General features: G+C 67.9%; 24 protein-coding genes. 11 read left to right on the forward strand and 13 right to left on the reverse strand.

The features are described 5' to 3' along the window. Positions 1 to 2 precede the first annotated feature (2 nt). Together ASF51_RS12680 and ASF51_RS12685 are read left to right on the forward strand one after the other, a co-directional pair. The gene (locus ASF51_RS12680; RefSeq protein WP_055930114.1) at positions 3 to 338 is read left to right on the forward strand and encodes a helix-turn-helix domain-containing protein; all 336 of its coding nucleotides are present in this window, start codon (positions 3 to 5) and stop codon (positions 336 to 338) included. A gap of 10 nt (positions 339 to 348) precedes the next feature. Then, positions 349 to 834 carry an SRPBCC domain-containing protein gene (locus tag ASF51_RS12685; RefSeq protein WP_055930118.1) on the forward strand — a complete coding sequence of 162 codons (486 nt, stop codon included), beginning with the start codon at positions 349 to 351 and terminating at the stop codon, positions 832 to 834. Here the strand turns inward: ASF51_RS12685 and ASF51_RS12690 are convergent. From ASF51_RS12690 to nirD, 5 genes are all read right to left on the reverse strand, one after another. Further along, positions 807 to 2,453 carry an FAD-dependent oxidoreductase gene (locus ASF51_RS12690; RefSeq protein ID WP_235497232.1) on the reverse strand — a complete coding sequence of 549 codons (1,647 nt, stop codon included), beginning with the start codon at positions 2,451 to 2,453 and terminating at the stop codon, positions 807 to 809. The two genes, ASF51_RS12685 and ASF51_RS12690, sit on opposite strands and share 28 nt — an antisense overlap. After that, positions 2,446 to 4,587, reverse strand: coding sequence for a molybdopterin oxidoreductase family protein (locus ASF51_RS12695; protein ID WP_055930124.1), 2,142 nt, complete (start codon positions 4,585 to 4,587; stop codon positions 2,446 to 2,448). Before ASF51_RS12695 ends, ASF51_RS12690 begins: the two co-directional genes overlap by 8 nt. 2 nt (positions 4,588 to 4,589) lie before the next feature. Beyond that, positions 4,590 to 5,999: an MFS transporter gene (locus tag ASF51_RS12700; RefSeq protein ID WP_055930126.1), complete on the reverse strand. Its 1,410-nt coding sequence runs from the start codon at positions 5,997 to 5,999 to the stop codon at positions 4,590 to 4,592. Positions 6,000 to 6,100: 101 nt separating this feature from the next. Further along, a complete protein-coding gene (locus ASF51_RS12705; RefSeq protein WP_055930129.1) occupies positions 6,101 to 6,871 on the reverse strand; it encodes a sirohydrochlorin chelatase in 771 nt (256 codons plus the stop codon). Then, positions 6,868 to 7,224, reverse strand: coding sequence for a nitrite reductase small subunit NirD (gene nirD, locus ASF51_RS12710; RefSeq protein ID WP_055930132.1), 357 nt, complete (start codon positions 7,222 to 7,224; stop codon positions 6,868 to 6,870). Before nirD ends, ASF51_RS12705 begins: the two co-directional genes overlap by 4 nt. A 191-nt stretch (positions 7,225 to 7,415) precedes the next feature. Here nirD and nirB point away from each other — a divergent pair, with 191 nt between their 5' ends. From nirB to ASF51_RS12730, 4 genes are all read left to right on the forward strand, one after another. Further along, positions 7,416 to 10,025: a nitrite reductase large subunit NirB gene (nirB, locus tag ASF51_RS12715; protein ID WP_055930134.1), complete on the forward strand. Its 2,610-nt coding sequence runs from the start codon at positions 7,416 to 7,418 to the stop codon at positions 10,023 to 10,025. Between the two features lie 5 nt (positions 10,026 to 10,030). Further along, entirely contained in the window at positions 10,031 to 11,128 is a 1,098-nt protein-coding gene (gene cobA, locus ASF51_RS12720) for a uroporphyrinogen-III C-methyltransferase (RefSeq protein ID WP_082479835.1), read from the forward strand. 11 nt (positions 11,129 to 11,139) lie between these two features. Then, complete coding sequence (locus ASF51_RS12725) at positions 11,140 to 12,273, forward strand: uroporphyrinogen-III synthase (RefSeq protein WP_055930137.1); 1,134 nt, start codon at positions 11,140 to 11,142, stop codon at positions 12,271 to 12,273. 66 nt (positions 12,274 to 12,339) lie between these two features. Continuing rightward, positions 12,340 to 13,347: a GlxA family transcriptional regulator gene (locus ASF51_RS12730; protein WP_055930139.1), complete on the forward strand. Its 1,008-nt coding sequence runs from the start codon at positions 12,340 to 12,342 to the stop codon at positions 13,345 to 13,347. Here ASF51_RS12730 and ASF51_RS12735 read toward each other — a convergent pair. Then, a complete protein-coding gene (locus tag ASF51_RS12735) occupies positions 13,246 to 14,133 on the reverse strand; it encodes a helix-turn-helix domain-containing protein (protein ID WP_082479838.1) in 888 nt (295 codons plus the stop codon). The two genes, ASF51_RS12730 and ASF51_RS12735, sit on opposite strands and share 102 nt — an antisense overlap. 184 nt (positions 14,134 to 14,317) lie before the next feature. Here ASF51_RS12735 and ASF51_RS19425 point away from each other — a divergent pair, with 184 nt between their 5' ends. Beyond that, positions 14,318 to 15,088 (forward strand): helix-turn-helix domain-containing protein, encoded by a 771-nt coding sequence (locus tag ASF51_RS19425; RefSeq protein ID WP_055930144.1) that lies wholly within the window; start codon positions 14,318 to 14,320, stop codon positions 15,086 to 15,088. Here ASF51_RS19425 and ASF51_RS12745 read toward each other — a convergent pair. Then, a complete protein-coding gene (locus ASF51_RS12745) occupies positions 15,056 to 15,562 on the reverse strand; it encodes a hypothetical protein (RefSeq protein ID WP_235497257.1) in 507 nt (168 codons plus the stop codon). The two genes, ASF51_RS19425 and ASF51_RS12745, sit on opposite strands and share 33 nt — an antisense overlap. Before the next feature lie 109 nt (positions 15,563 to 15,671). Here ASF51_RS12745 and ASF51_RS12750 point away from each other — a divergent pair, with 109 nt between their 5' ends. Both ASF51_RS12750 and ASF51_RS12755 read left to right on the forward strand, forming a co-directional pair. Beyond that, positions 15,672 to 16,553, forward strand: a complete 882-nt coding sequence (locus ASF51_RS12750; RefSeq protein WP_055930150.1) for a DNA/RNA non-specific endonuclease — start codon at positions 15,672 to 15,674, stop codon at positions 16,551 to 16,553. Between the two features lie 2 nt (positions 16,554 to 16,555). After that, the gene (locus ASF51_RS12755) at positions 16,556 to 17,311 is read left to right on the forward strand and encodes a YqjF family protein (protein ID WP_055930153.1); all 756 of its coding nucleotides are present in this window, start codon (positions 16,556 to 16,558) and stop codon (positions 17,309 to 17,311) included. Here the strand turns inward: ASF51_RS12755 and ASF51_RS12760 are convergent. Both ASF51_RS12760 and ASF51_RS12765 read right to left on the reverse strand, forming a co-directional pair. Beyond that, positions 17,241 to 17,825 carry a helix-turn-helix domain-containing protein gene (locus tag ASF51_RS12760; RefSeq protein WP_055930156.1) on the reverse strand — a complete coding sequence of 195 codons (585 nt, stop codon included), beginning with the start codon at positions 17,823 to 17,825 and terminating at the stop codon, positions 17,241 to 17,243. The genes ASF51_RS12755 and ASF51_RS12760 overlap by 71 nt on opposite strands. A 10-nt stretch (positions 17,826 to 17,835) precedes the next feature. Further along, positions 17,836 to 18,501 carry a DUF1275 family protein gene (locus ASF51_RS12765; RefSeq protein ID WP_055930159.1) on the reverse strand — a complete coding sequence of 222 codons (666 nt, stop codon included), beginning with the start codon at positions 18,499 to 18,501 and terminating at the stop codon, positions 17,836 to 17,838. Between the two features lie 139 nt (positions 18,502 to 18,640). Between ASF51_RS12765 and ASF51_RS12770 the strand changes: the two genes are divergently transcribed. Then, positions 18,641 to 19,858 carry a cupin domain-containing protein gene (locus tag ASF51_RS12770; RefSeq protein WP_055930162.1) on the forward strand — a complete coding sequence of 406 codons (1,218 nt, stop codon included), beginning with the start codon at positions 18,641 to 18,643 and terminating at the stop codon, positions 19,856 to 19,858. 7 nt (positions 19,859 to 19,865) lie between these two features. Here ASF51_RS12770 and ASF51_RS19355 read toward each other — a convergent pair whose 3' ends face one another. Genes ASF51_RS19355 through ASF51_RS12785 form a run of 3 tightly spaced genes read right to left on the reverse strand, consistent with a single transcriptional unit; the run spans position 19,866 to position 21,057 of the window. Beyond that, a complete protein-coding gene (locus ASF51_RS19355) occupies positions 19,866 to 20,066 on the reverse strand; it encodes a hypothetical protein (RefSeq protein WP_055930164.1) in 201 nt (66 codons plus the stop codon). A 5-nt stretch (positions 20,067 to 20,071) separates the two neighbouring features. After that, a complete protein-coding gene (locus ASF51_RS12780; protein ID WP_157412136.1) occupies positions 20,072 to 20,287 on the reverse strand; it encodes a hypothetical protein in 216 nt (71 codons plus the stop codon). Positions 20,288 to 20,325: 38 nt separating this feature from the next. Next, positions 20,326 to 21,057, reverse strand: a complete 732-nt coding sequence (locus ASF51_RS12785) for a VIT family protein (RefSeq protein WP_055930170.1) — start codon at positions 21,055 to 21,057, stop codon at positions 20,326 to 20,328. Positions 21,058 to 21,213: 156 nt separating this feature from the next. Here ASF51_RS12785 and ASF51_RS12790 point away from each other — a divergent pair, with 156 nt between their 5' ends. After that, the gene (locus ASF51_RS12790; protein ID WP_055930173.1) at positions 21,214 to 21,669 is read left to right on the forward strand and encodes a pyridoxamine 5'-phosphate oxidase family protein; all 456 of its coding nucleotides are present in this window, start codon (positions 21,214 to 21,216) and stop codon (positions 21,667 to 21,669) included. Here ASF51_RS12790 and ASF51_RS12795 read toward each other — a convergent pair. Then, positions 21,666 to 24,851: a GH32 C-terminal domain-containing protein gene (locus ASF51_RS12795; protein WP_157412137.1), complete on the reverse strand. Its 3,186-nt coding sequence runs from the start codon at positions 24,849 to 24,851 to the stop codon at positions 21,666 to 21,668. The two genes, ASF51_RS12790 and ASF51_RS12795, sit on opposite strands and share 4 nt — an antisense overlap. Positions 24,852 to 24,868: the final 17 nt, after the last annotated feature.

Raw genomic sequence — 24,868 nt, forward strand, 5'->3', positions numbered from 1 at the left:
AAATGGTTGTACATGAGCTGACCGAATCCGAGATCGACCGCATCTTCCAGGCACTGGCGGATGCGACGAGGCGCGACATCGTGAGCCGCGTGCTCGTCACGGGCCAGTCGGTGACGGCGCTCTCCGAGCACTACGACATGAGCTTCGCCGCCGTGCAGAAGCACGTGACGGTGCTCGAACGTGCGCTCCTCGTGACGAAGGAGCGTCGCGGTAGAGAACAGCTCGTGCACAGCCGCATCGACACGATCGGCAGAGCCCAGACGCTGCTGAACGCGTTCGAGCAGATCTGGGCGCAGCGCGCCCGCCGCATCGACGACATCCTCGCCGAAGACCCCTGAAGGAGAAGCCATGACCATTCTCAGCGTCGACAAGGACACAGACGCACTCACCCTCACGTTCGTCGCCGAATTCGCGGCCGACGTCGACAGGGTCTGGCAGGTCTGGGAGGATCCTCGCCAGCTCGAGCGCTGGTGGGGCCCACCCACCTGGCCCGCCACCTTCACCGCACACGAGCTCTCGGTGGGCTCCCGCTCCTCGTACTACATGACAGGGCCCGATGGCACGAAGGCCGGCGGATGGTGGCTCGTCACGGCGGTCGACGCGCCCACGCGACTGGAGTTCGACGACGGTTTCGCCGATGAGCATGGCAATCCCGACGACTCGATCGAGCCCGTGCGCGCGATCGTCACTCTGGAATCGGTCGACGGAAAGACACGGATGACGACGCTGAGCAGGTTCGTGAGTGTCGACCAGCTCGAGAAGATGGTCGAGATGGGCATGCAGGAGGGCATGACGCTCGCGATGGGTCAGATCGACGCGATCCTGGCGGAGTGATGCTCGAGAACCTGGCCGATGCGCTCTCTGCACCCGCCGCATCCGGTGCCGGCTCGAGTGGCCTTGCCCACGCACGCGACCGTGGTGTGACCCGCCTCAGCCGCCGCAGCGATGCCGGCGACGGTGACGGCGTTGCACCAGCAGACGGTGGAGTCCGGGGCGAACGCGTCGCCGGCCGCCGATGAGTCGATGTCGGGGCCGTCGTGGCGAAGCAGCACCGACCGGTCGGTGGGCAGCTCGCTACGACGTTCGAACAGCAGCGTGAGTTCTGCCGCCGTTCGGGGCATTCCGACGCACACCATCCCCTCGAGAACGCCTGCGCGGGTGATCATCTTCACGTAGCGTCCGTGCTCGGCGTCCATCCAGCTCGCCACCCGCAGCGGCGGATCGACCGGGCATCCTGCTGCATGGCCGATCGATGGACCGTGCACATCCGCGGCGAGATCGTCGAACACGTCTCGTGAGACGTCTCCGACAGCGACGACGTCGATGCCGGATGCCTTCAGCATCACCACCGGACGGGGATCGGCGCCCAACGGCTCGGGGTTGCTGTGCCCCTCCGCGACGGCGACGAGGGTTCGGGCGAGCCAGTCGGCCTGCCTCCACCCGGGCCCGATGAGGCCCGCGGGTGCACCGACCGGCGGGGCCTGCGAGTCACCGGGCCGAGGCGGCGGAGCGATCTGCGCGCAGTCCCCGATCGCATGGATGCGCTCGTCGGTCCAGCTCGTGAGGCTCTCGTCGACCAGGATGCCTGCGGCGACGTCGAGCCCGCACAGTCGCGCGAGCTCGCTCCGAGCACCGACGCCGCAACTGAGCACGAGCAGGTCGGCGAAGATCTGCTTGCCATCGGCGCACACGAGCGCGTCGAATCGCTCGACACCATCGGCATCGGTGCGGAAGAGAACGCTCTCGGCGGGAGAATGCGAGATCATGCTCACCGCCGCCGCTCGGGCTCCACGCGCCAGGAGCAGTCCAGCACCGCGGTCGAGCTGCCGCGCCATCGGGACCTCCCCGTGGTAGACCACACCCACCTGAGCCCCCGCTTCGGCGGCGGCCAGGGCGATCTCCATTCCCAGCACCCCCGCGCCGAGCACGAGTATCCGCTGGCCGCGTTCCACCGCGCGAGCGACGGTCGTCGCGTCGGCGAGGTCGCGCAGCACGGTGACCCCCCGAGGCAGCGGAGCGCCTGCGTCGTCGAGCCGATGAGCCTCTTCGGACGGTCGACGATGGTCGCGCCTCAGCCGGGTGATGCCCGCGAGCGTCGGAATATTCGCCCGGGCACCGGTGGCCAGCACGACCCTGTCGTACGCCAGTGCGGATCCGTCGCTCAGCACGACTCTGCGGCGGGTTCGTTCGATCGACACGGCGGTGACGCCTGTCAACACGGTGACGCCCGCAGCACGGGCCTCGTCCGGATCCGTGACGTCGAGCATCTCGCGCTCGGCCCGCCCGACGGCGAGCTCCGCGATGAGCACTCTGTTGTAGGCCGGGTCCTGCTCGGCACCCACGACGGTCACCTCTACGAGGCCGTCGGAAGCGGCCGGCAGGAGTTCGTCGACCAGGCGTGCGCCGACAGGACCGTACCCGATCACAACGACGCGCAGCGGTGAATCAGGCACCGACGACCTCCTGTCTGCGGGCGGGATCCGCGGGCTGGATCCGAACCGTCGTCCGCTTGAATTCGGGCATGCCGGAGATCGGATCGGTGAGCTGCTCCGTGAGGAGATTGGCGCTCTGGTCTTCGGCGAAGTGGAACGGCAGGAAGACCGTGTCGGGACGGATCTCGAGGCTAAGGTCTGCACGGCACAGCACCATTGATTCGCCGCGGGCGAGCTCGACCCAGGCGCCATCGTCGATACCATGAAGCTCCGCCGTCGCCGGATGGATCTGCACGCGGGCCTCCGGCTTCGACTCGAGCAGTTCGGGCACGCGGCGCGTCTGGGCTCCGGACTGGTAGTGCTCGAGCAGTCGCCCGGTGATGAGGGTGACGACACCGTCCTTCTGCGCGGCAGCCTTCTGTTCGTGCGCCTTCACGGGAACGAGTCTGGCGAGTCCGTCGTCGTGCGCGAACCGCTCGGCGAACAGCCGCGGCGTGCCGGAGGACCCTCGAGGGAACGGCCAGTAGGCGGCGATGGAGTCGTCGTCGAGGATGTCATAGCTGATCCCGGAGTAGTCGGCGATGCCTCCCTCCGAAGCCCGGCAGAGCTCATCGAACACGGTGGGCGCGTGAGTGCTGAACGTTCCGGGTGACTTCAGCCGGCGAGCCAGTTCAGCGAGTATCCACAGCTCGCTGCGGACCCCGGGCGGCGGCTCTGCGGCGAGGCGTCGGCGCAGCACCCTGCCCTCGAGATTCGTCATCGTCCCCTCCTCCTCCGCCCACTGGGTGACCGGCAGCACGACGTCGGCGAGCCGTGCCGTCTCGGTGAGGAAGAAGTCGCAGACGACGAGAAGGTCGAGGCGCGCGAGCCCGGCCCGCACAGCAGAGACGTCCGGCGCCGAGACGACCACGTTCGATCCGTGCACGAGAAGGCAGCGCACGCCGCCGGGTTCGCCGAGCGACGCGAGCAGTTCGACGGCGGGCAGACCGGCGCCGGGCAGAGCAGCCTCGTCTATTCCCCACACAGCCGCGACGTGTGTGCGCGCGGCCGGATCTGAGATCTTGCGGTAGCCGGGGAGCTGATCGCATTTCTGGCCGTGTTCTCGGCCGCCCTGCCCGTTGCCCTGGCCGGTCAGCGTGCCGTAGCCGCTGCCGTCGGTTCCGACCAGCCCGAGCACGAGTGCCAGATTGATGGCGGCCGTCGCCGTGTCGGTGCCGTTCGCGTGCTGCTCGACGCCCCGACCGGTGAGGATGTAGGTGCCGACGCCGGATGCGAGTCGTCGCGCGATCTCGCGCAGCTGGTGTGCGGGTACTCCCGTCTGGGACTGCACGCGCTCGGGCCACCATTCGCTGACGCTGCGACGCACGCCATCGAATCCGTCGGTTCGGCTCCCGAGATAGTCGACGGCATGCAGTCGTTCGGCGATGACGATGTGCGTGAGCCCGAGGAGCAGGATGAGGTCGGTTCCCGGCGTCGGCTGCACGTGCACGCCTGCCCCGTCTTCGGTGAGCCGCGCAGTCGGCGATCGACGCGGGTCGACGACGATGAGGCCGCCCGCAGCGCGCGCGCCCGCGAGGTGGCCGATGAAGGGCGGCATCGTCTCGGCGACGTTCGATCCGAGCATCATGATGGTCGAGGCGCCGTCGAGGTCACTGAGGGGAAAAGGCAGGCCGCGGTCAAGACCGAAGGCTCGGTTGCCCGCAGCGGCCGCCGAGGACATGCAGAAGCGACCGTTGTAGTCGATGCGGGACGTGCCGAGCGCGACCCGCGCGAACTTGCCCAGCTGATAGGCCTTCTCGTTCGTGAGCCCGCCACCGCCGAAGACTCCGACCGAGTCGGCCCCGTAAACCCTTCGGCTCGTCGACACTCTCCGGGCGACCTCGTCGAGCGCATGCTCCCAGGACACCGGAGAGAGCAGTCCGTCGGCGCCCCGCAGGAGGGGTGTCGTGATCCGCTCCGGCGAATCGATGAGCTCCGCCGAGGTCCACCCCTTCTTGCACAGGCCGCCTCGATTCGTCGGGAACTCACGCCCTGACACCGTGAGCGACAGGCGTCGTCCGACGGACGGGAGGGCGGCCGGGGCCGGGGTCGTCAGTGTCATCGCGCACTGCAGGGCGCAGTACGGACAGTGAGTCTTCGCGTCGGTGGAGGTCATGCTCAGATGCGCTGGCCCGCGAAGGTCGAACCGCGGCGCAAGTAGACGAGCCCGGTGACGGCCATGAGCGCGATATAGGCCACGACGAAGATATACAGGGCGCTGCCGTAGTCGCCTGTCGCGGTCTTCGACAGGCCGAGCATCTGCGGAATGATGAATCCCCCGTATGCGCCGATCGCCGAGATGAGCCCGAGCGACGCCGCCGTCTTGCGCTGCGTGGACACGTCGCCCGAGTTCGTCGATGCATCGGCCACACCGGAGCGGGCGGCGAACACGCTCGGAATCATGCGATAGGTCGATCCGTTGCCGACCCCGCCGGCGACGAAGAGCAGGAGGAAGCATCCGAGGAAGATCCAGAAGTTGTTCATGCCGATGGTCCAGGTCACCGCGAGCGCGCCGACAGCCATCACAGCGAACGCCGCCATCGTCACACGCGCTCCCCCGAAGCGATCGGCGAGCCGGCCGCCATAGGGCCTCGAGAGCGAGCCGACCAGCGCACCGAGGAACGCGAGCGAGAGGGAGGCGGAGCCCACGGCGAACGTCGAGAACTCAGGGAACTGGTCTGCGATCAGCTTGGGGAACACGCTGGCGAATCCGATGAACGATCCGAAGGTGCCGATGTACAGCAGAGCAAGAATCCACAGATGCGGCTCCCTGAGGGCGGCAAGCGAGGCGGAGAAGTCGGCCTTCGCGCTCGAGAGGTTGTCCATGTGCCGGTACGCGCCCCACATCGCCACGAGGATGAACGGGATCCAGATCCATCCGGCGAGCGGGAGGGTGAGGGTCGTCGCGGCCCCGATGGTGATGGCGATGGGAACGATGAGCTGTGCGACCGAGGCGCCGAGGTTTCCTCCCGCAGCGTTGAGTCCGAGCGCCCATCCTTTCTGGCTCTGAGGATAGAAGTACGTGATGTTCGACATCGAGCTGGCGAAGTTGCCTCCGCCCAGTCCCGCGAGAGCAGCGACTGTCAGCATCACACCGAACGGGGTGTCGGGGTTGCCGACGCAGATGGCGAGTCCGGTCGCAGGAATGAGCAGCAGCCCGGCCGAGATGATCGTCCAGTTGCGGCCGCCGAATTTCGGCACCATGAAGCTGTAGGGAAAGCGGAGGGTCGCCCCCACGAGGCTGGGGATGGAGATCAGCCAGAAGATCTGCCCGGTATCGAAGGTGAATCCGGCCGCGGGAAGAGAAACGACGACGATGCTCCAGAGCTGCCAGATAACGAAGCCGAGGAACTCCGCGAAAATCGACCAGCGGAGGTTGCGGGCAGCTATCCGCTTTCCGCCGCTCTCCCATTGATCGGGATCCTCGGCGTTCCAGTTGTCGATCCAGCGGCCAGGGCGCATCGACAGCGCCGGGACCTCGTTCTTCGACGTGTCGAACAGTGCGGAGGGAGTTTCGGTGTGGGTCAAGACGTTCTCCGTCGATCGGTGGTGCGCGGGGTGGATGGGCTGACGCTCATGACGCTATCCACGCGGTGTTTCAGCAGACGGCCTGACCGATTACCGTTCGGTCACCATGTCGTCGCATCGGTTCGCGCACCCTGATAGGCCGCCGTAACATGCTCGTCACATGCGCGGAGGTACCGGTCGACGACGACGTCGACCAGCACGACGGGCGGCTGCTCGCCATCGACCAGCAACGGCTCCGACGCCGCGTCCGCACCCGCTCGCTGAACGAGCGAGTGAAAGTAGCCGGGGGCGAGGAGGTAGCTCGCAGCCACGATCCGCCGACCGGGATTCGCCGCGCGGGCAGCCGTCACCGCATCGCCGAGGCGCGGTTCCGCGGCCGACAGGAATCCGACGACGACGGGTCGCCCCAGTTCGGCCTCGAGCAGGGACCCCATGGCGCGGCAGTCGACGACGGCGCCGGCGTCGCTCGATCCGGCCGCTGCCAGTACCACGACATCGTCGTCGTCGAGGCCGATGGCCGCCAGTCGCATCGCGAGGATGCGCGCGAGACGCGCATCCGGACCGAGCGCCAACGTGACCACAACAGGCTGCCGGGTGTCGGCCCCGGCGGCCGCGGCGGCCTCGGCGAGGTCGACGTGCACGTGGTAGCCCGTCGACAGCAGCAACGGCACGATCACGACCGGCGCCCCGCTCGACATCCCGTCGAGGGCGGTCGGCACATCCGGTTGCTGCACGTCGACGAACGCACCGACGACCGTCACGTCGGGGCGCCGATCGGTGACGGCCGCGACGAGGGATGCGACGGCCCGGCGCCCGGCCGGATCGCTCGTTCCATGAGACGCCGCGACGAGCGCCGGTGCCGCACCGGTCACGCTGCTGCGCCGCTCTGCCCACGATCCGGGCGGGTGTCGATCTCGACGACACCGTCGACGATGCGCACGGCGAAGACGGGAAGACGGTAGTCGGGCGCGCTGAAGCACTCGCCCGTCTCGAGGTCGTAGACCTGCTTATGCAAGGGCGATGCGATGGTGGCGCGATCGCCGCGAGAACCGACGATGCCCCGCGACAGGACCTGCGAGCCTGTGGCCGGATCCTGGTTGGAGACCGCGTGCACCCGGTCGTCAGGAAGACGGAAGAGGGCGAACTGCTCGCCCTCGATGAGGGCGGCCTCACCCCAGAGGACCTCGAGCTCGTCGAGCCGGCAGACGCGGATCCAGGTGGTCATGCGTCCCACGCTAGGCCGCGCAGATTTCGGCGCTGGACGGCTGCCGTGACGGTTGCGTAACAAAGACCTCTCCGCGGCGCATCAATGCGGTGAGGTGCCGGTCACACGCCGTTACGTGGGCGCAATCGTCGAGAAACCGGCGCTGCCTAGGCTTCGAGCATTCCCTGACGACGCATGCGAGAGGCACAGCGATGACGACACCGGAGCATTCTGGCGGCCGCCCCCACCGGGTCGTCGTCATCGGCGGAGGGCCGGCCGCGCATCGATTCGCCGAGTCCGTGCATTCCCGACGAGACGGCGCTCGACCGGTCACGGTCACCGTGCTCGGCGAAGAGACACACCTCCCCTACGACCGGGTCGCCCTCTCCCGTCGTCTCGTCTCCGCGGAGGACCTGACTCTGGGCGATCGCGCGCTGTGGGAAGCCCCTGGCATCCGCTATCGAGGCGGCGTCGCGGCGACCCGCGTCGACACGGGTGCGCGTCGCGTCGAGCTCGCCGACGGCAGTTCGGAGCCGTACGACGACCTGGTCTTCGCGACCGGCTCCGCGGCGACCGTGCCACCGATCCCGGGCGCGGACGCCGGATACGTGTACCGCACGATCGAGGACGTCGACTTCCTCGTGGCGGAGTCGGCCCGACTCTCATCGCGGCTCGGCAGGCCGACGAATGTGATCGTGGTCGGCGGCGGCCTGCTCGGGCTCGAGGCGGCCGGAGGATTGCAGCGCCTCGGGGCCAGGGCGAGCATCGTCCACTCGGGGCGGTGGCTCATGTCGTCACAGCTCGATGAGGGCGCGGGCCAGGCTCTCGGGCGCCTGATCGAGGCTCAGGGCGTGACGCTTGCCCTCGGCAATCGACCGGCCCGCGTGATCACCGGCCCATCGGGCACCGTGCTGGGCGTCGAACTCACCGATGGCAGGGCGATCAATGCAGACCTCGTCGTCTTCTCCATCGGCATCACTCCGAGAGACGAGCTCGCCCGGGATGCCGGACTCGCGATCGGCGCGCGCGGCGGCATCGTTATCGGCGACGACTGCGCGACCTCCCATGACGGGATCTGGGCCATCGGCGAGGTGGCGAGCGTCGGAGGGGTGTGTGTGGGACTCGTGGCCCCGGCGAACGCCATGGCCGAGGTCGTCGCCGACCGCATCCACGGCGGGCACGCGAGCTTCCCCGGCATCGACGACGCGACGAAGTTGAAGCTCTCAGGGGTCGAGGTCGCGAGCTTCGGCGACGCGTTCGCCGCCTCTGACGGCGCACTCGAGGTCGTGTACGCCGATCCAGCGCGCGGCATGTACCAGAAGCTCGTCGTCTCGAACGATGCCAAGACTCTCCTCGGCGGCATCTTCGTCGGCGACGCCGCACCCTACTCCGCTCTCAGACCCCTGCTCGGTCGAGAGCTTCCCGGCGAACCCGGAGCCTATCTCTCGACCTCGGGTGCTGAGGCTCCCGCGAGCGCCGAACTCCCCGATGACGTGCAACTGTGCTCGTGCAACAACGTGTCGGTGGGAGCCGTTCGCGATGCGATTCGGGGCGAGCACGGCGAGGCCTGCACCGAGCTCGGACCGTTGAAGAGCTGCACCCGGGCCGGCACGCAGTGCGGCTCCTGTGTTCCCCTCGTCAAGAAGATCCTCGAGACAGAACTCTCCAAGGCCGGCATCGAGGTGTCGAAAGCGCTCTGCGAGCATGTCGACCTCAGCCGCAGCGAACTGTTCGAAGCCGTGAGGATCCTGCAGCTCACCAGCTACGAGCAGATCATGGAGCATTTCGGCCGCGGACTCGGCTGCGACGTCTGCAAGCCGGTGATGGCATCCATTCTGGCCACCCAGACGTCGAAGTACATCCTCGACTCGGGCAGCGGAGCCCTGCAGGACACCAACGACCGGGCGCTCGCGAACATGCAGAAGGACGGCACGTACTCTGTCGTGCCCCGCATCCCGGGCGGGGAGATCACCCCGGCGAAGCTCAAGGTGATCGCCGAGGTGGCGGAACAGTTCAACCTGTACACGAAGCTCACGGGAGGACTGCGCATCGATATGTTCGGGGCGCGACTCGAGCAGCTGCCCGACATCTGGAAGATCCTGGTCGACGCCGGATTCGAATCGGGCCAGGCCTATGGCAAGTCGCTGCGCACGGTCAAGTCGTGCGTCGGCTCCACCTGGTGCCGCTTCGGTGTTCAGGATGCAGTCGCGATGGCCATCGAGCTCGAGCTGCGGTACCGCGGGCTGCGGTCGCCGCACAAGTTCAAGCTGGGCGTCTCTGGTTGCGCCCGCGAATGTGCGGAGGCGCGCAGCAAGGACATCGGAATCATCGCGACAGAGCAGGGGTGGAACCTCTACGTCGGCGGAAACGGCGGATACCAGCCCGCGCACGCCCAGCTGCTGGCGCAGGATCTCGACGACGCGACGCTCATCTCCTACATCGACCGCTACCTGATGTACTACATCCGCACCGCCGATCGCCTGCAGCGCACGGCCCGCTGGCAGGAGGAGCTGCCGGGCGGCCTCGACCACGTGCGCGAGGTGGTGTGCGACGACTCGCTCGGACTGGCCGAGGAACTCGAGGCCGCCATGGCGGAGCATGTGGGCAACTACGAGGACGAATGGGCGGCCACGCTCAACGACCCGGAACGCCTCCGCCGCTTCCGGTCGTTCGTCAACGCGCCGAGGACGCCGGACCCCGCCGTGGTGCAGGTCACGGAGCGGGATCAGCCGCGCCCGGCGACCGCCGATGAGCGTGCACACGCATCGGCCGGAGGCGTGCTGCTCTCCGGACCGACGATTCCCGTGCGGAGAGGACAATAGCCCCCATGGACATCTCCGTGAACCTCGCGGGTCGTCGAGTTCTCGTCGTCGGGCACGCGGGCGAGGCGCGCCACACGATCGCGCGCTGCCTCGCATCCGGCGCGCGCGTGTACCTCGCCGACGACGACGACGAGGGCCGCGACGACCGCGCCGCCGAGATCGTCGTGCGCGTCGTTCTGCCGCAGAATCGCCTCGAGTGGCGCACGCTCGTGTCATCGGTCGATCTCGTGATCTCGGTGGGTGTCGACTCGGCGACGACCGACGCACTCGAGCGGGCGTCGCGAGACGCCCGGGTCTGGCTCACCGCGGAACCTCCGAGCCCCACGCTGCCCCTCGGTCGCGTCACCCTTGTCGGCGGTGGCCCCGGCGACGGTCAACTGCTGACCGTCGCCGCGCTCACGGCTCTGCGCGAGGCCGATGTCGTCTTCTTCGACCGGCTCGGACCGGTCGCGCGCCTGTCGGAGTGGGCACCGGGGGCTGAGCTCGTGAACGTGGGCAAGACGCCCGGGCACCACGCGGTCAACCAGACCGAGATCGAGCAGAAGCTGGTCGAAGCCGCGCTCGCGGGCCGAACCGTGGTGCGGTTGAAGGGTGGCGATCCTTTCGTGTTCGGGCGTGGCGGCGAGGAGGTTCTGGCGTGCAGCCGGGCCGGCGTTCCTGTGACCGTGGTGTCCGGTGTGACCAGCGCCATCGCCGTTCCCGGGGCGGCAGGAATCCCGGTGACTCATAGGGAGATCTCCCGGCTCTTCACCGTGGTCTCGGGCCACACGCCTCTCGCAGAGAGCGAGCTCGTGCACCTCGCGGGCCTTGGCGGCACCATCGTCGTTCTCATGGGTGTCGGCACTCTGCCGCACCTCACCGCCGGCCTCGCACGGGCCGGCATGCGCGCGTCCATGCCCGTCGCGATCGTGGAGAAGGGATTCTCGACGAGCCAGCGCACCACCCGAGCGACCCTCGCCGACATCGCCGCACTCGCCTCGCGACTCGGCGTGCTCTCACCCGCCGTCGTCGTAATCGGCGAGGTCGTACGATTGAGCGAGCAACTCGATGTGACGACCGCGACGTTCCTTCAGGATGCTGCGGCCGAACTGACGACCGACTGACGGAGACGCACGTGACCGATGGAGACACGGATGCCCCCCTCATCGGATTCCGCGCGGACCAGCTGCGCGGCTTCCGTATCGGCGTGACGAGCGACCGGAGATCTGAAGACCTGATCGCAGCCTTCGAGCGCCGGGGGGCCGATGTCATGCATGCCCCCGCCATCCGGATCGCTGCCTCGGATGACGATGCACAACTGACGGCCGACACCCTGGCGATCATCGCGGGCCGACCTGATGTGCTGCTCGCCACGACCTCCTACGGCGTGCGCCGGTGGTTCGAGGCCGCAGATGCTGCAGGCATCGGACACGAACTCAGCGAGACCCTCGCTCAGTCCCGCATCCTGGTGCGAGGGCCGAAGGCGCGCGGCGCCGTCCGCGCAGCCGGCCTCGACGATTCCGGGATGAGCGACGAGGAGACGACGAAGTCGCTCGTCGACCATGTTCTGCGCGACGGCGCGTCGGGACGTGTCGTCGCCGTGCAGCTGCACGGGTTCACCGATGAGGGTCAGCTTCAACGGCTGCGCGACTCGGGCGCAACAGTTCTCACCGCCGCGCCCTATCGTTGGTCACTGCCGGCGGATTCGTCACGTGTGCTTCGCCTCGTCGACGCCATCTGCGCCGGCTCGCTCGACGCCGTCACCTTCACGAGCGCTCCCGCCGTCGAAGCACTGTTCGCGGCGGCGGACGGAGCCGGTCGACTCGACGAGCTCCAGGCCGCGTTCACAGGCACGGTCGTGGCTGCCGCCGTCGGCCACGTCACAGCGGCGCCCCTCGTAGCCGCCGGTATCGATCCGATCGTCCCGCCCCGATATCGCATGGGAGCCCTCATCCGCCTGGTGTGCGAGTATCTGGAGGAGAACCGGATCATCAGGCTGGCGACGAAGCATGGCGACATCGAGCTGCGCGGTCGGCTCGTGCGCGTCGGCGAGTCCGAGGCGACGCTCGCCCCGCTCTCGCTCGCCCTCTTCCGGGCGCTCATGAATGCGCGGGGCGCGGTGCTCTCGAGAGCAGAGCTGATGGCTGCCCAGCCCGACATGCAGGACGATCACGCCACCGATGTGGCCATCAGTCGTCTGCGTCAGTCGCTGCCCGTGCCGGGAATCGTGTCGACTGTCATCAAGCGGGGATACCGCATCTCGGTGTGAGGCCCTCGAGTAGGCTTTAATAGAGCCTGCGCTCCAGAATCAGTGCGCGCCTGACGTCAGGACATCATGCACCCCACTCGGTCGACCGCGACCCGGCGGCTGCCGCGCGTCGGCATCCTGCTCTTCGACGACGTGAAGATGCTCGACTTCGTCGGGCCGGCCGAGGTGTTCTTCGAGGCCAACCAGCGCTCGGCGGGCTACGAGATCGTCACCATCTCCCGCACCGGGCAGCCCGTGACGACCTCGATGGGCATCCAGGTGGCGGTGCAGACGTCGGTGGCGGATGCGGGTCGTCTCGACACGCTCATCGTGCCGGGCACAGAGAAGGCGCTGACCGTGTTCGCCGATCCGCAGCTCCTCGACGCGGTCGCCAAGCTGGCCTCCCGGTCGACCCGCATCGCCGGCATCTGCACGGGAGCCTTCGGCCTCGCCGCCGCGGGCCTCCTCGCCGGCAAGTCGGCGACGACCCACTGGAAGTTCAGCTCGACCCTGGCGGAGCGCTTTCCCGACATAGACGTTCAGGCCGAAGCGATCTTCGTGCACGACGGCAACACCTTCACCTCCGCCGGCGTCGCTGCGGGCATCGACCTCGCACTCTCGTTGCTCGAGCTCGACTACGGTCCGGGGGTTGCCCGGTCGGTGGCCCAGCTTCTTCTCGTGCACATGAAGCGCTCCGGCAACCAGTCGCAATTCTCCGCGGCGCTACAGGGCCCTCCCCCTCGCACTCCCCTCATCACCGTGATCACCGATCACATCAGCGAGGACCCGTCGAGGCCGTACACGGTCGGCAGCCTGGCATCCTTCGCGAACGTGAGTCCGCGGCACCTGACCCGGGTGATGCGCGATGAGCTGGGCATGTCGCCGATCGAGTACGTCACCTCCATGCGCCTCGACCTGGCCGTGTCGTATCTCGACTCCGGCGCATCGGTGGCCGATGCCGCCGCACACTCTGGCTACGCGACGCCGGTGTCGCTACGACGCTCGTTCGTCGCCCGATTCACGATCACGCCCTCCGAGTACCAGCGTCGATTCCAGTCCACCCGACAGGGCTCTGAGCGCCTGCGCCGACCGTGAGCCGGGCTCGGCCATATAGGTCGTGAGAAACTGCCGGGGCGACCGGGGGATGCCGAGGGTCTGCCAGACGAGGTCGACCCGGCCGAACGGCTCGATGGTCACAGGCCGCAGCCCTGTCGTAAGAGGGCTCACGTCGTGCTCGGCCCAGATGCGCCGGAACGACAGGTGCCGACTCGAGAGCCGGCCGACGACATCCTGAAGCCGCGCGTCGTCGGGGTCGCCGTTGAATCGCAGGGCTCCGATGTATTCGCGGATCGTCTCCTCCCATTCGAGTTCGACGTCGGCGCCGTTCATCACGGTCGTCATCGTGAGGTGGTCGTACGCGGCCTCGAGAAGATTGGTTCCGGGCACGAGGATGCCGGGCGACACGAGACGCGCCAGGCGGTTCGCGGCCAGCACGTCGAGATTGGCGTCGGTCACATACGCCGGAGTCTGGGTCCATGCATCGAGCAGGCGTCGCACGCTGTCACTCACCACGGACGGCTCGCGCACGGCTCGCAGATACGGAAGCGGCCTCGCCACCCGGAACAGGTAGTTCGCGCCGTCGTCATCGAGCAGGAGAGCTTTGGCCAGCGAGCGCACGACCTGCTCCGACGGCCGCCTGTCGCGACCCTGCTCGATTCGCAGGTAGTACTCGGGGCTGATGTCGGCCCGTGCGGCGACCTCCTCCCGGCGCAGGCCGGGCACACGGCGGGCCGCATCGAGCGGCAGACCCACATCTTCGGGCTTCAGGAGCTTGCGTCGCGCGCGAAGAAACTCCCCCAACGGACTCGCTGACGCGCCCATGTCTCTTCTTCCTCACCTCGACGGAGCCGGAGGGCCCCACGAAAGATTCTCACCGACGCCGCGCATCCGGAGTGAGAGCGCGTTCAGCCCTGCATGGTGCAGAAACGGACATGATTGCGGCGACGTGTGGGTGGTAATGGCACGGCCATGTGGCGGCCCGATCGTCGCTTCTAGGCTCGCGACCATGACTCTCTACCAGCTGACAGATGAGCGCGTCACGTCCTCCTCGGCGATGGCCCACCACAGGCTCGATCCCGGTTTCCCCTCGTCGGTCTGGGCCGTCGTCATCGAGCCCCAGGCGGGTGCGCTCAGGGCGAGGGCCCTTGCGGGCCGGATCGCGACCTCGGCCGGTCTCGGCACGGCGTTCGTGGGCGAGCAGTCGGGATGCCTGTTCTTCGTCACACGCGCGCGGCCCGGAGACACAGACGGGGAGCTCGCCGAGCGGATCCGTTCGATGGCCGGCCGGTTCGAGCTGCGCATCGTCGCGATCGGCGCCGCGCTCGTCGAGAACACCGACTACGACCTCGCACCCGCGGCGGAGCGCGCCGAACGGGCCGCAGGCATCCTGACGGCCCTGCCCGAGCTCGCCGAGGTCGGCTGGTACGGCGACCTCGGGCCCTGGATCATGCTGAGTCGCATCGCGCCGGGCTCCGTTCGTGTTCGTGACATCTCGCCGGCCGCCGAGGTGCTCCTCGATCCGACGAACGCCATTTACCGCGAGACCGTCGAGGTCTATCTCGACGTGGCCGGCCGCATCGGCGACGCCTGCGCCCGGCTGCACATCCACCGCACCACGCTCTACTACCGGCTCGACAAGGCACCGGATGCGGTGCGCGACGCTCTACACGACGGATCGGCCCGCAGCAGCCTGCACATGGCTTTGAAGCTGGACCGGCTCTGGAGCTCCCACCGGAACTCGCCCTCACTCCTCCAGCAGGGCCAGCAGCTGTCTTAGAGCCTCCCGTGACCCGTCGTCGACGGGGTGCCACACGAAGAGCACATCGCGATCATCACCCGGCACCGTCAGCAGCTGGTACGCGAGCACGATCGGCCCCACCGGGGTCTCGTCGAAGGGGACGACGCCTCGGGTCTTCGCTGTTCGGGCGTCGTCGGCCCACGCGATCGAGAAGTCCCGGCTGTGCGCCGAGAGCTCCCCCACGATCGTGTGGAAGGAGGGGTCCGCCTCGTGCTCGTCGAGGGACTCCCTCAGAAGGGCCGCCACCTGGCTGGAGGCCTCGGGCCACATCGCATGGTTTCGGTCGACATCCGGTTCGAGATAGGCGAACCGCGCCAGATTCGTGCCCTCCACGAATGCAGGACTCACCGCGCTGGCCGCGGTATTCGACGCCACGACCGTGAAGTGCCGGTCGCAGAGGAACGCTGGTACGGCCCGCCAGGAGGCCAGAAGCTCTCGCATCTCGTCGCGCATGTCGCTCACGGTAGCCCTCCGCTTCGCTGCCCGATACCGCGTTCGAGGATTTCGGACAATGGTCGGAATTGCCGACGTGGCCCGGCCGCTCGGATGGTTGACTGGGTCGATGGATGCCACGACACCCGACCGCGCGGGGTACACGCAAGACTTCCTCGCTCTTCCGGTCGCCCTGCCCGCACCGGCCGTGGGTTCGCCCGTTCGTGAGCTCGCGTACACGCACTTCACGGTGCTGCTCGATCCCGTCAGGCGGCTCGCGCAGTCGACCGGAGTGAACATCGACGGCGAGCTGCTGCTCGACCTCGACCGCGGGGACGACTGGCACCTCGACGACCGGATCCCCGAGAACGAACAGACCGGACCGGATGTCTATGCGGGCAACGACCTCGATCGCGGACACCTGGTGCGCCGCCGCGATCCGGTCTGGGGCGACCGCGCGACGGCCGCCCGGGCGAATGTCGATACGTTCGCGTACACGAATGCCGCTCCGCAGGCCGGCGAGTTCAACCAGTCCAAAGAGCTGTGGCTCGGTCTCGAAGACCACGTGCTCGCCTACGCGCAGGCCAACCGCAACCGGATCAGCGTCTTCACCGCGCCCGTTCTGGCACTGAACGATCCGCTCTACCGGGGTGTGGGCATCCCCCAGGCCTTCTGGAAGGTCGTCGCCTGGACGACCGACGCATCCGGCGCCGACGCCCTGCGAGCCGCGGCCTTCGTGCTCGACCAGTCGCCCCAGCTCTCGGACATCGACCTCAACGACGCCAGCGCGCAGGCCCTCATCGACGGCAGTCCTCCCCCGCTCGGCCCGTACTTCAGCTATCAGGTTCCGGTCGACGACGTGGCGAGCCTCACCGGGCTCGATTTCGGCGAGCTCATCGACGCCGACGTCATGGCGCCCGTTCTCGCCGGTCGCGCCGACGGTTCGCCTCGAACCGGATGGGTGCGGCTGCGCACCGAAGAAGACATCACCGTCGAGAAGGCCCCGGCCTAGAGGTGGAGCTCACTCGAACGGCTCCCCCGCTGTCAGGCGGTGTCGTCGCCGCCCAGGAGTGGCGCCAGGTGGCGTTCGTCCACTGGCGGGTGGCGCCCGAGATCGTGGCACCCCTGCTTCCGCCGGGCGTCGTTCCGGACGTGTTCGACGGGTCGACCTGGGTGGGGCTCATCGCGTTCCGGCTCGGCGACGCGCGCGTCGGCCCCTTTCCGCCGACGTCGCGGTGGGGGTCGTTCACCGAGGTCAACGTGCGACTGTACGGTGTGGACGGCGCCGGCCGTCGAGGTGTCGTGTTCCGGTCGCTCGAGGCATCCAGCCTGCCCGCCGTCGTCGCCGCCCGCGCCCTCTTCGGGCTTCCGTACGTCTGGTCGAGCACCGACCAGCGGCAGACGTCAGACGGGTGGCAGTACGCGTCGAGACGCAGGGGGCTGCTCCCTTCCTCGCCCGAGCCCCGCTTCCGACTCGACGTCTCCGTCGACTACTCGCGCCGCGTCGACGACGAGCTCTCGCTGTTCCTGACCGCTCGCTGGGGGCTCTTCCAGGGCCGGCTCGGCCACACGCAGTGGCTGCCGAACGAGCACGAGCCGTGGGTCCTGCATCCGGCGCGTGTCACCACGCTGCACGACGAGCTCTGCGCGGCCGCCGGGCTGCCCGGCATCGTCGACGGGCCGCCCGACTCGGTGCTCTTCAGCCCGGGGGTCGACGCGAAATTCGGCCTGGCAGGTGCGCACGCTCGCCATCGTGGTCGAAGATCGTGAGCAGCTCGACCGGGCCGTCGTTGGCATCGAGGGCGTGCGGGGTCATGGTCGAGAACTCGGCGGCCTGGCCTTCACGCACCTGGATCGTGCGCTCGCCGAGCCTCAGCGTGAGCACGCCGCTCAGCACGGTGAACCACTCGTAGCCGGGGTGCACCTGCGGTTCGACCTTGGCGCGCTCGGGAGTGATGCGCATCTTGGCGATCATCACGCCGCGTCGATCGCGCTCGCGCGAGAGCAGCCAGATGGTCGATCCCGCACTCGTCTCGGGTTCGGGCCGGATCACCACGTCGTCGTCGCCCTCCGGCTCGACGAGCTGATCGAGCGTCGTGCCGAGAGCCTGCGCGATCGGCACCAACTGGTCGAGGGCGATGCGCCGGTGGCCCGTCTCGATGCGGCTCAGGGTCGACGGCGAGAGAAAGCATCGGCTCGAGAGGGTGTCGAGGGTCCAGCCCAACGACAGTCGCAGGCTCCGGATGCGCTGGCGCACCACATCGTCGATCATCTCTTGCGTCATACGCAAGAGTCTATGTGCGTGACGCGATCCCGAGGCGGGCAAGCAGGACGACGCCGGCGATGGCCGGAACCACGGGCAGGGCGGCCCCGAGACTCGGCGACACCCCGATGAGCAGGGATCCCGACAGCGCTCCGAGAACGAGAGCGGCCACGACGCCGATCCGTGTGAGCAGATCCTGCTGTCGTCGATCGGCGGCGTCGGCCATGATGCTGGTCAGCGTGCCGGTCACGTAGGTGGTGGTGACCCCGGACTCGCCATCCAGACGCTTGGCGACGACGGTCTGGCAGGCCATGGCCGACGCCGACAGCCCGATCGAGACCATGATCAGGGGCATCGTCTTCGTGCCCGGCGATGCCGCACAGATGACGAGCACCACGAGCTGCGCGAGCGCCGCGGCGGCGAGAACGCCGATCAGGGCGCCCCTCCGTTCACCGTTGGGCGCCGCTCGGAACGCGACGTAGAGCACAACGACGAAGACGACGAGAGCCACGAGAATGCCTCCGATCGAGGTCGAGTACCCGCTTCGTTCGGTCAGACCGGCGAGCACGAGGTTGCCGGTCATGTTCGCGGTGAAGACGCCGAGCAGCTGGAGGAAGGCGAAGGCATCCGTGGCGCCCGCGGCGAAAGCCAGGACGACGGCCATCGTCGTCAGGCGGACGGATCGGTGCGCGGTCACTCTCCCACTGTGTCCGGCCCGGGCATCCAGGGCGTACGTCAGATGTCTGAATCCTGCGCCCGGGAGGTTGCGTCAAAAGTCGTATGCGCCGCCGCGTCTCGAGGGCTTTGCTGGAGGGAACACGACGAAGGAGAGCGCCATGGGCACCGACGAACCGACAACCCCGCACCACGAGCCGGCAACGTTCGGGAACCCCGACCTGCCCGCCGAAGGAATCGTGAATACGGGCGACAACCCCCAGAGCACCACGATGACCGGGCCGCAGAACCTGGTGATCGAGAGCCAGTTCCCGAATCAGATGGATGCCCCGCCCACGGACATCAGCACCCAGGCGTTCTTCTGGTCGTCGTTCAACATCTCCCCGCGCCGGGTGCAGGACGGCGGCTGGGCCCGTGAGCTCACCCAGTCCGACTTCGCGATCTCGAACGAGATCGCCGGGGTGAACATGTATCTCGAGCCGGGCGGAATCCGCGAGCTGCACTGGCACCAGACCGCCGAGTGGGCCCTGATGACCCGGGGAAAATGCCGCGTCACCACTCTGAGCAGAGAAGGTCTGCCGAGCGTCGAGGACGTCGAGGCGGGCGACCTCTGGTACTTCCCCGCCGGACTCCCCCATTCGCTGCAGGGCATGGGGCCCGATGGGGCCGAGTTCGTTCTCGCCTTCGACGACGGCGAGCAGTCGGAGAGCAACACTCTGCTCCTGACCGACTGGTTCGCACACACGCCGCCGGAGGTGCTCGCGAAGAACTTCGGCGTCGCGCAGGAGGTCTTCAAGGACATCCCCCTCCACAACCTCTGGATCTTCCCCGGTGACGAGCCGGGCGATCTCGAGACCGACCATGCGTCCGCCGGCGTCGAGTGGGGCGACGAGCCCGTCATCTTCCGACTCTCCCGGTCGACTCCCGCGCACGAGAACAGCGGTGGCCGCATCCAGATCGCCGACAGCAGCAACTTCCGCGCATCCAAGACCGTCGCCGCCGCGCTCACCACCATCAACCCCGGATCGATGCGCGAGCTGCACTGGCACCCCAACGCCGACGAGTGGCAGTACTACCTGCAGGGGCAGGGCCGCATGACCGTGTTCAACACGGGCCCGCACGCCAACACCACCGACTTCAAGGCGGGAGACGTCGGCGTCGTGCGGCGCAACCTCGGGCACTACATCGAGAACACGGGCGACGATGTGCTCATCTACATCGAGACCTTCCGCAGCGACCACTATGAAGAGGTCTCGCTGGCCAACTGGCTGAGCCACCTGCCGCCCGCGCTCGTCTCCGCGCACCTCAACATCCCCATCGAGACCCTGGCCACGTTCCCGAAGGGCACCCAGGGCATCGTGCCTATTCCGGGGAAGTAGCGATGGATCAGCGACTTCTGACCGAGGCGGACCGCGTCGTCGCGACGCTGCCTCCGGGGAAGCGGGAGAGCGTGCGGGAGATCGTCGTCGACGCGACCCGCCGCGGATCCGTCAGCGAGAGCGCACGCCGATTCCTCGATTCGGCGACGGGATCGCCCCTGGTCGCCGAGGTGCTCGCCCGGGCGGTGGCCGAGGGCGCGGACGCCACCCTTCCTATCGCCCGCTCGAGTACGTATACACGGCCTCCTGGCCCGGAGTCCACGTCGCCGAGCTGAGGGTGAAGACGATCACCGCGACCGTCTCCGCTGTGCGCTGCTCGTGCAATTCGAGGGTGGCCTCGGGCGTTCCTCCCACCAGCTCCCTCTCGATGAGCGCAGCGATGCTGCCGTCGGGGTTCACGAGACGTGCTCGGTACGTTTGTGGCATCATGACGGTCCGACTCTACCCGTCGATCAGTCCGAGAATCGCTAGACGATTCCGGATGCGCCCAGGAGCAGTCCCACGCCATATGTCGCCGCGAGCGCCAGAGCTCCCCCGATCACGACCCGGATCGTCGCGCGTCTGCGGGAGCTGCCTCCGATGTGGGCGGAGATCGCGCCGGTGAGTGCCAGTGCGAGGAGCACGGCGACGAATGTGACGGGAACCCGCCATTCTTCCGGGGGCAGCAATATGGCGAGGAGGGGCAGAACGGCCCCGATGGTGAACGCCGCCGCCGAGGCGCCCGCCGCATGCCACGGGCTCACCACGTCGTCCTCATCGATGTTCAGCTCGGCCGAGAGGTGGGCAGCCAGGGCATCCTTCTCGGTCAGTTCCACTGCGACCTGTCGGGCCGTCGCGGCGCTGAGGCCACGCGCCTGATAGAGGGAGGTGAGTTCGTCGAGTTCCTCGTCAGGCATCTCGGCGAGTTCTCGGCGCTCTTTGGCGATGAGGGCCCGCTCACTGTCACTCTGACTGCTGACCGACACGTATTCTCCCAGCGCCATGGATATCGCTCCACCGACGAGTCCCGCGACTCCTGCCGTCAGGATGGGACCGGATGCGGTCGTCGCCCCGGCGACGCCGACGACGATCGCTGCGACGGAGACGATGCCGTCGTTCGCGCCCAGCACCCCGGCGCGAAGCCAGTTCAGCCGCTTCGCGACGCCACCCTGATGCGGCTCGCCCTCGTGCCTGTGTGGTCGTGCTGGTTCAGTAGTCATCGACTCCCCCTGTCCTCTGTCGTCCGATCCGCCGTGTGCGACGCATTGTCACAGCATGCTCCTCAGCCGAGGCGACGGTGTCGGGACCAAAGACTCTTTCTCCCGTCGCTCGGGAGTGCGAGTCTGTCCCCATGAACAGATTCTGGTTGCTCTGACATGGTCATGCTCGCCGAAGACTTCCAACAGTGGTCGCCTCAAGGGCCTGTCACGGAGCTGTCCGTAGAGCACTGCTGGCAACGACTCGCCGCGTCGAATATCGGACGGCTCGGCCTGATCATCGATGACCTGCCCGAGATCTTCCCCGTCAACTACATCGCCGATGGGCACACCATCGTCTTCAGAACGGCTCGGGGAACCAAGTTCGAGATCCTCGCTGAAGGCGCTCCCGTCGTCTTCGAAGTGGACGAGCGACTCACGCACGGAGCGTGGAGCGTTGTCCTCAAGGGGCAGGCCGTGATGCTGGGGCCCGCCATTCCAGAGTCGTCGCCACGTGGCCAACATCCGCCGATGTGGGTCGCTGCGGCCGGGTACATCTACTTCCGTCTCACCCCGCTCGAGATTCGTGGACGCCAGTTCGAAGGACAAGTTCGAATCATCTATCCGAACAACTAGCCGGCCGAGGGCACGACCGCCTTCTGCGCTCCGTGCAGCTCGAACAGCACCAGCTCGTTGGCGCCGTCGATGACAAGGAGCAGTGCGGCGATCGCTCCAGCCATCCCGACAGAAAGGCCCGTTGCCGCGAGCCCACCCTGCGAGCCGCTGGCCGGCACCGACGGGGCGCCGCTCGATGGCGGCGTCGTCGAGGTTCCGGCCGCCTCCGCGATCCGAACGTCGACCGGAGTCGAGCTCGCACCCTCTCCGACCAGGTTGCGGGCCGTCACGGTGAAGCTCGCCACGGAACCCGGCTCGAGCCCGGTGACACGGCATTCCGTCGCCGTCACGTCGCACACCGAGCCCGCTGCCCGCGCATCCGCAGCAACCGCTCGCACGACGTACGACGTGACCGGCGACCCGCCGTCGTCATCCGGCGCAGCCCACGTGATGGTCGCGGCGCCCGCTTCGGTCGACGTCGCCGCCACCGATGTCGGAGCGCCGGGAGTCTCGAGCACCGGCTGCGGGTCGTACATTCCTCCGTACAGCGGCGTGATCGTCAGGCTCTCGATCTCGGCGGAGCCTCCGGTCGACAGGAGCGAGATGCCCGTCGACGACGGGTCGGGGAACACCTGATCGGTGATCGTCGTCGAACCGCCCTGCGCGAAGGCCTGCACCGACGCGTTGTCGACGTAGACCTCGAGCCGCAGACGCCCGTCGTCATCCAGCGCGACGGGCGCCGTCTCGACAGACGAGAACGTCGGGTTGAACGAGACGTCGCCCGATGCGCGTCGGTCGAGACTCAACGATCCGGATGCGGTGTCGTAGGTGAGCGGTGTCGACTGCGTGCCGTCGCTCGACGTGCGCAGGGCGAGACCGAAGCTCGACGCCGTACCCGGCTTGAGCACGGCATCCACTCGGTAGACCGCGCCGACGCCGTCGACGGGCAGAGCCGTCTCGCCCTCGGCGACGGGGCCGGCAGGCACCGTCACTGCGGCGAACGGCTTCGACAGCCCGTCGACCTGGGGGGTGACCTCGGAGACGAGCTTCGGCTGTCCATCGATGGTCTTCAGGGAGAGCTCGCGCGGCAGTGCCATCGCGCTCCTCCACTGACCGGTCGGGATGTCGTTCGCGTACTCCCAGTTGTTCATCCAGGCGACCATGATGCGCTTGCCGTCGGGTGCATTGTCGTAGGTGACTCCCGCGTAGAAGTCGCGACCCCAGTCGAGCCAGTCGTACGACTCGATGCGGGGCGCGGCGGCGGCGTCGGAGAACAGGAACTGGTCGGCGAGAATGTGGCCCCATCCGGCGCGGTTGTTGTCGACGACCGAGATGTGCGCCGTCTTTCCGATCAGGTCGGAGACATCCCACGCGGCCCAGTCGAGGGTCTCGCTGTCATTGCCCGTCGTGCTGCGCACCACCTGGCCGTCGACGACCAGGTTGACCGAGGTCTCATTGCTGCGCACGAGCGCCGGGCTGTCGGCCAGAACGACCTCGTCGAGGGTGAGGTGGCCCCATCCCCCGGTCGCCTGGTCGTTGACGCGGATCTGCGCCTGCTGGCCCTGGTAGTCGCTGACGTCCCAGCTCTTCCAGTTCAAGGCTCCGTCGTTCTCCCCCGAGGCGGTGTCGACGACGTTTCCGTCGATGAGGAGTTCGGCCTGCAGGACCTGGCCGCTCGCCGCGTCGCGCTTGCCTCCGCCGACCAGCATGCTGACGAAGGACTTGTCGACGGTGAAGACATCCGACGTGAGAGTCCCGACGTTGTCGTCTCCCTTGGCGCCGCCCTCCCAGGTGTTGATGCGCTTCGCACCGATCGCGTAGTCGCCCCCGGATGTCGCCGGGTTGCGTTCGGCGACGAAGTCACCCGCCACGGTCCAGCCGTGATCGACGACGCTCTCGGTTCCCGGGTACTCGAATCCGTCGAAGAGCAGTTCACTGTCGGCGGGGGGCTCGTTGCCCAGCTGGCTGCCGTCGACATGGGGGTGCTTGCCGCCGCCGACTAAGAAGTTGACGTAGTCCTTGCTGACCGTGAAGTCGGGCGACGACACGCTTCCGACGGGCCAGTCTCCGTCGTTGAACCCGTTGATGAGTCCAGTGCCGATCTGACCCACGACCGTCTGCTGCCCGTCGATCGCACCGGTGGCGGGCTGGTCTCCGAAGGGTCCGTTCTTCCAGTTTCCCGGCTCATTGGCGGTGGTCCACCCCGAGTAGGTTCCGTCATCGAATCCCGCGAACAGGTCGCCCTCCGGCAGGGAGTCGGTCGGCTTGGTCGTATCGGACGTGAATGTGGTGCCGTCGAAGTCACCCACGAAGTACTGGCCGCCGGAGCCGCCGGACACGGCGCCGGGGTTGAGGTTCACGACCATCACCCACTTGGTGTTGGCGGGATCGCCATCCACGGCGAGCGGGAAGAGATCGGGGCACTCCCAGATGCCGGCCGTGGCGTTCGCCGGGCCGAAGTCGCTGAGGTAGGTCCAGTCGATCAGGTTGTCGGAGCGGTAGAGCAGCACGCGGTGCTCTGTCGCCTCGACGGTCGCGACGACCCAGTAGGAGTTCTCGGGTGACCCGCCGTCGTACCAGAACATGTGCGGGTCTCTGAAGTTGTTCGAGTCGCGATCGAGGATCGGGTTTCCGGAGTACTTGATCCAGGTCGCTCCTGCGTCGGTGCTGTACGCGAGCGCCTGCGCCTGCTTGCCCGTCTTGTAGGCGGCCGTGTACATGGCGACCAGCGGCGGGTTGTCTGCTGTTCCGAGACCGGAGGTGTTGTCGTGGTCGACGACGATGGAGCCGGAGAAGATGTCTGCGTCGGCGTCTTGGGGAATCGCGAGCGGCTGCTCGGACCAGTGCACGAGATCGGTGCTCGTGGCGTGACCCCAGCTCATGTTGCCCCACGTCGTGCCGAAGGGGTTGTACTGATAGAAGAGGTGATAGACGCCCTGGTAGTAGACGAGCCCGTTGGGATCGTTCATCCAGTTCTTCTCGGGGCTGTACCCGAGGTAGGGGCGATAGGGCTCGGCCGGCGGAGTAGCCTCGGCGGCTGCTGCCGTCGGTTGGGCTGCGGCCGTAGGCTGTGCTGCGGCCGTCGACGCGGCACCCGAGACCGCGGCGGTCACGAGGAGGAATGCGCCGACGGCTGCCGCTGTTCGTGTGACGGAACCGGCTCGTTTTCTGACTTTCTGCTGCTGTTGTTCGTGATGTTTCACAGGACGCCCTTCACTGC

It is taken from the genome of Agreia sp. Leaf283 (assembly GCF_001422485.1).
In the GTDB taxonomy this organism is placed as follows: Bacteria; Actinomycetota; Actinomycetes; order Actinomycetales; family Microbacteriaceae; genus Agreia.

Coding starts and splice junctions, on each gene's coding strand:
- ASF51_RS12695 (WP_055930124.1), bottom strand. CDS start 4,587: ATGACCTCCACCGACGCGAAGACTCACTGTCCGTACTGCGCCCTGCAG.
- ASF51_RS19425 (WP_055930144.1), top strand. CDS start 14,318: ATGACTCTCTACCAGCTGACAGATGAGCGCGTCACGTCCTCCTCGGCG.
- nirB (WP_055930134.1), top strand. CDS start 7,416: ATGACGACACCGGAGCATTCTGGCGGCCGCCCCCACCGGGTCGTCGTC.
- ASF51_RS12680 (WP_055930114.1), top strand. CDS start 3: ATGGTTGTACATGAGCTGACCGAATCCGAGATCGACCGCATCTTCCAG.
- ASF51_RS12785 (WP_055930170.1), bottom strand. CDS start 21,057: ATGACTACTGAACCAGCACGACCACACAGGCACGAGGGCGAGCCGCAT.
- ASF51_RS12745 (WP_235497257.1), bottom strand. CDS start 15,562: ATGCGCGACGAGATGCGAGAGCTTCTGGCCTCCTGGCGGGCCGTACCA.
- ASF51_RS12770 (WP_055930162.1), top strand. CDS start 18,641: ATGGGCACCGACGAACCGACAACCCCGCACCACGAGCCGGCAACGTTC.
- cobA (WP_082479835.1), top strand. CDS start 10,031: ATGGACATCTCCGTGAACCTCGCGGGTCGTCGAGTTCTCGTCGTCGGG.
- ASF51_RS12735 (WP_082479838.1), bottom strand. CDS start 14,133: ATGGGCGCGTCAGCGAGTCCGTTGGGGGAGTTTCTTCGCGCGCGACGC.
- nirD (WP_055930132.1), bottom strand. CDS start 7,224: ATGACCACCTGGATCCGCGTCTGCCGGCTCGACGAGCTCGAGGTCCTC.
- ASF51_RS12760 (WP_055930156.1), bottom strand. CDS start 17,825: ATGACGCAAGAGATGATCGACGATGTGGTGCGCCAGCGCATCCGGAGC.
- ASF51_RS12790 (WP_055930173.1), top strand. CDS start 21,214: ATGGTCATGCTCGCCGAAGACTTCCAACAGTGGTCGCCTCAAGGGCCT.
- ASF51_RS12750 (WP_055930150.1), top strand. CDS start 15,672: ATGGATGCCACGACACCCGACCGCGCGGGGTACACGCAAGACTTCCTC.
- ASF51_RS12780 (WP_157412136.1), bottom strand. CDS start 20,287: ATGATGCCACAAACGTACCGAGCACGTCTCGTGAACCCCGACGGCAGC.
- ASF51_RS12685 (WP_055930118.1), top strand. CDS start 349: ATGACCATTCTCAGCGTCGACAAGGACACAGACGCACTCACCCTCACG.
- ASF51_RS12730 (WP_055930139.1), top strand. CDS start 12,340: ATGCACCCCACTCGGTCGACCGCGACCCGGCGGCTGCCGCGCGTCGGC.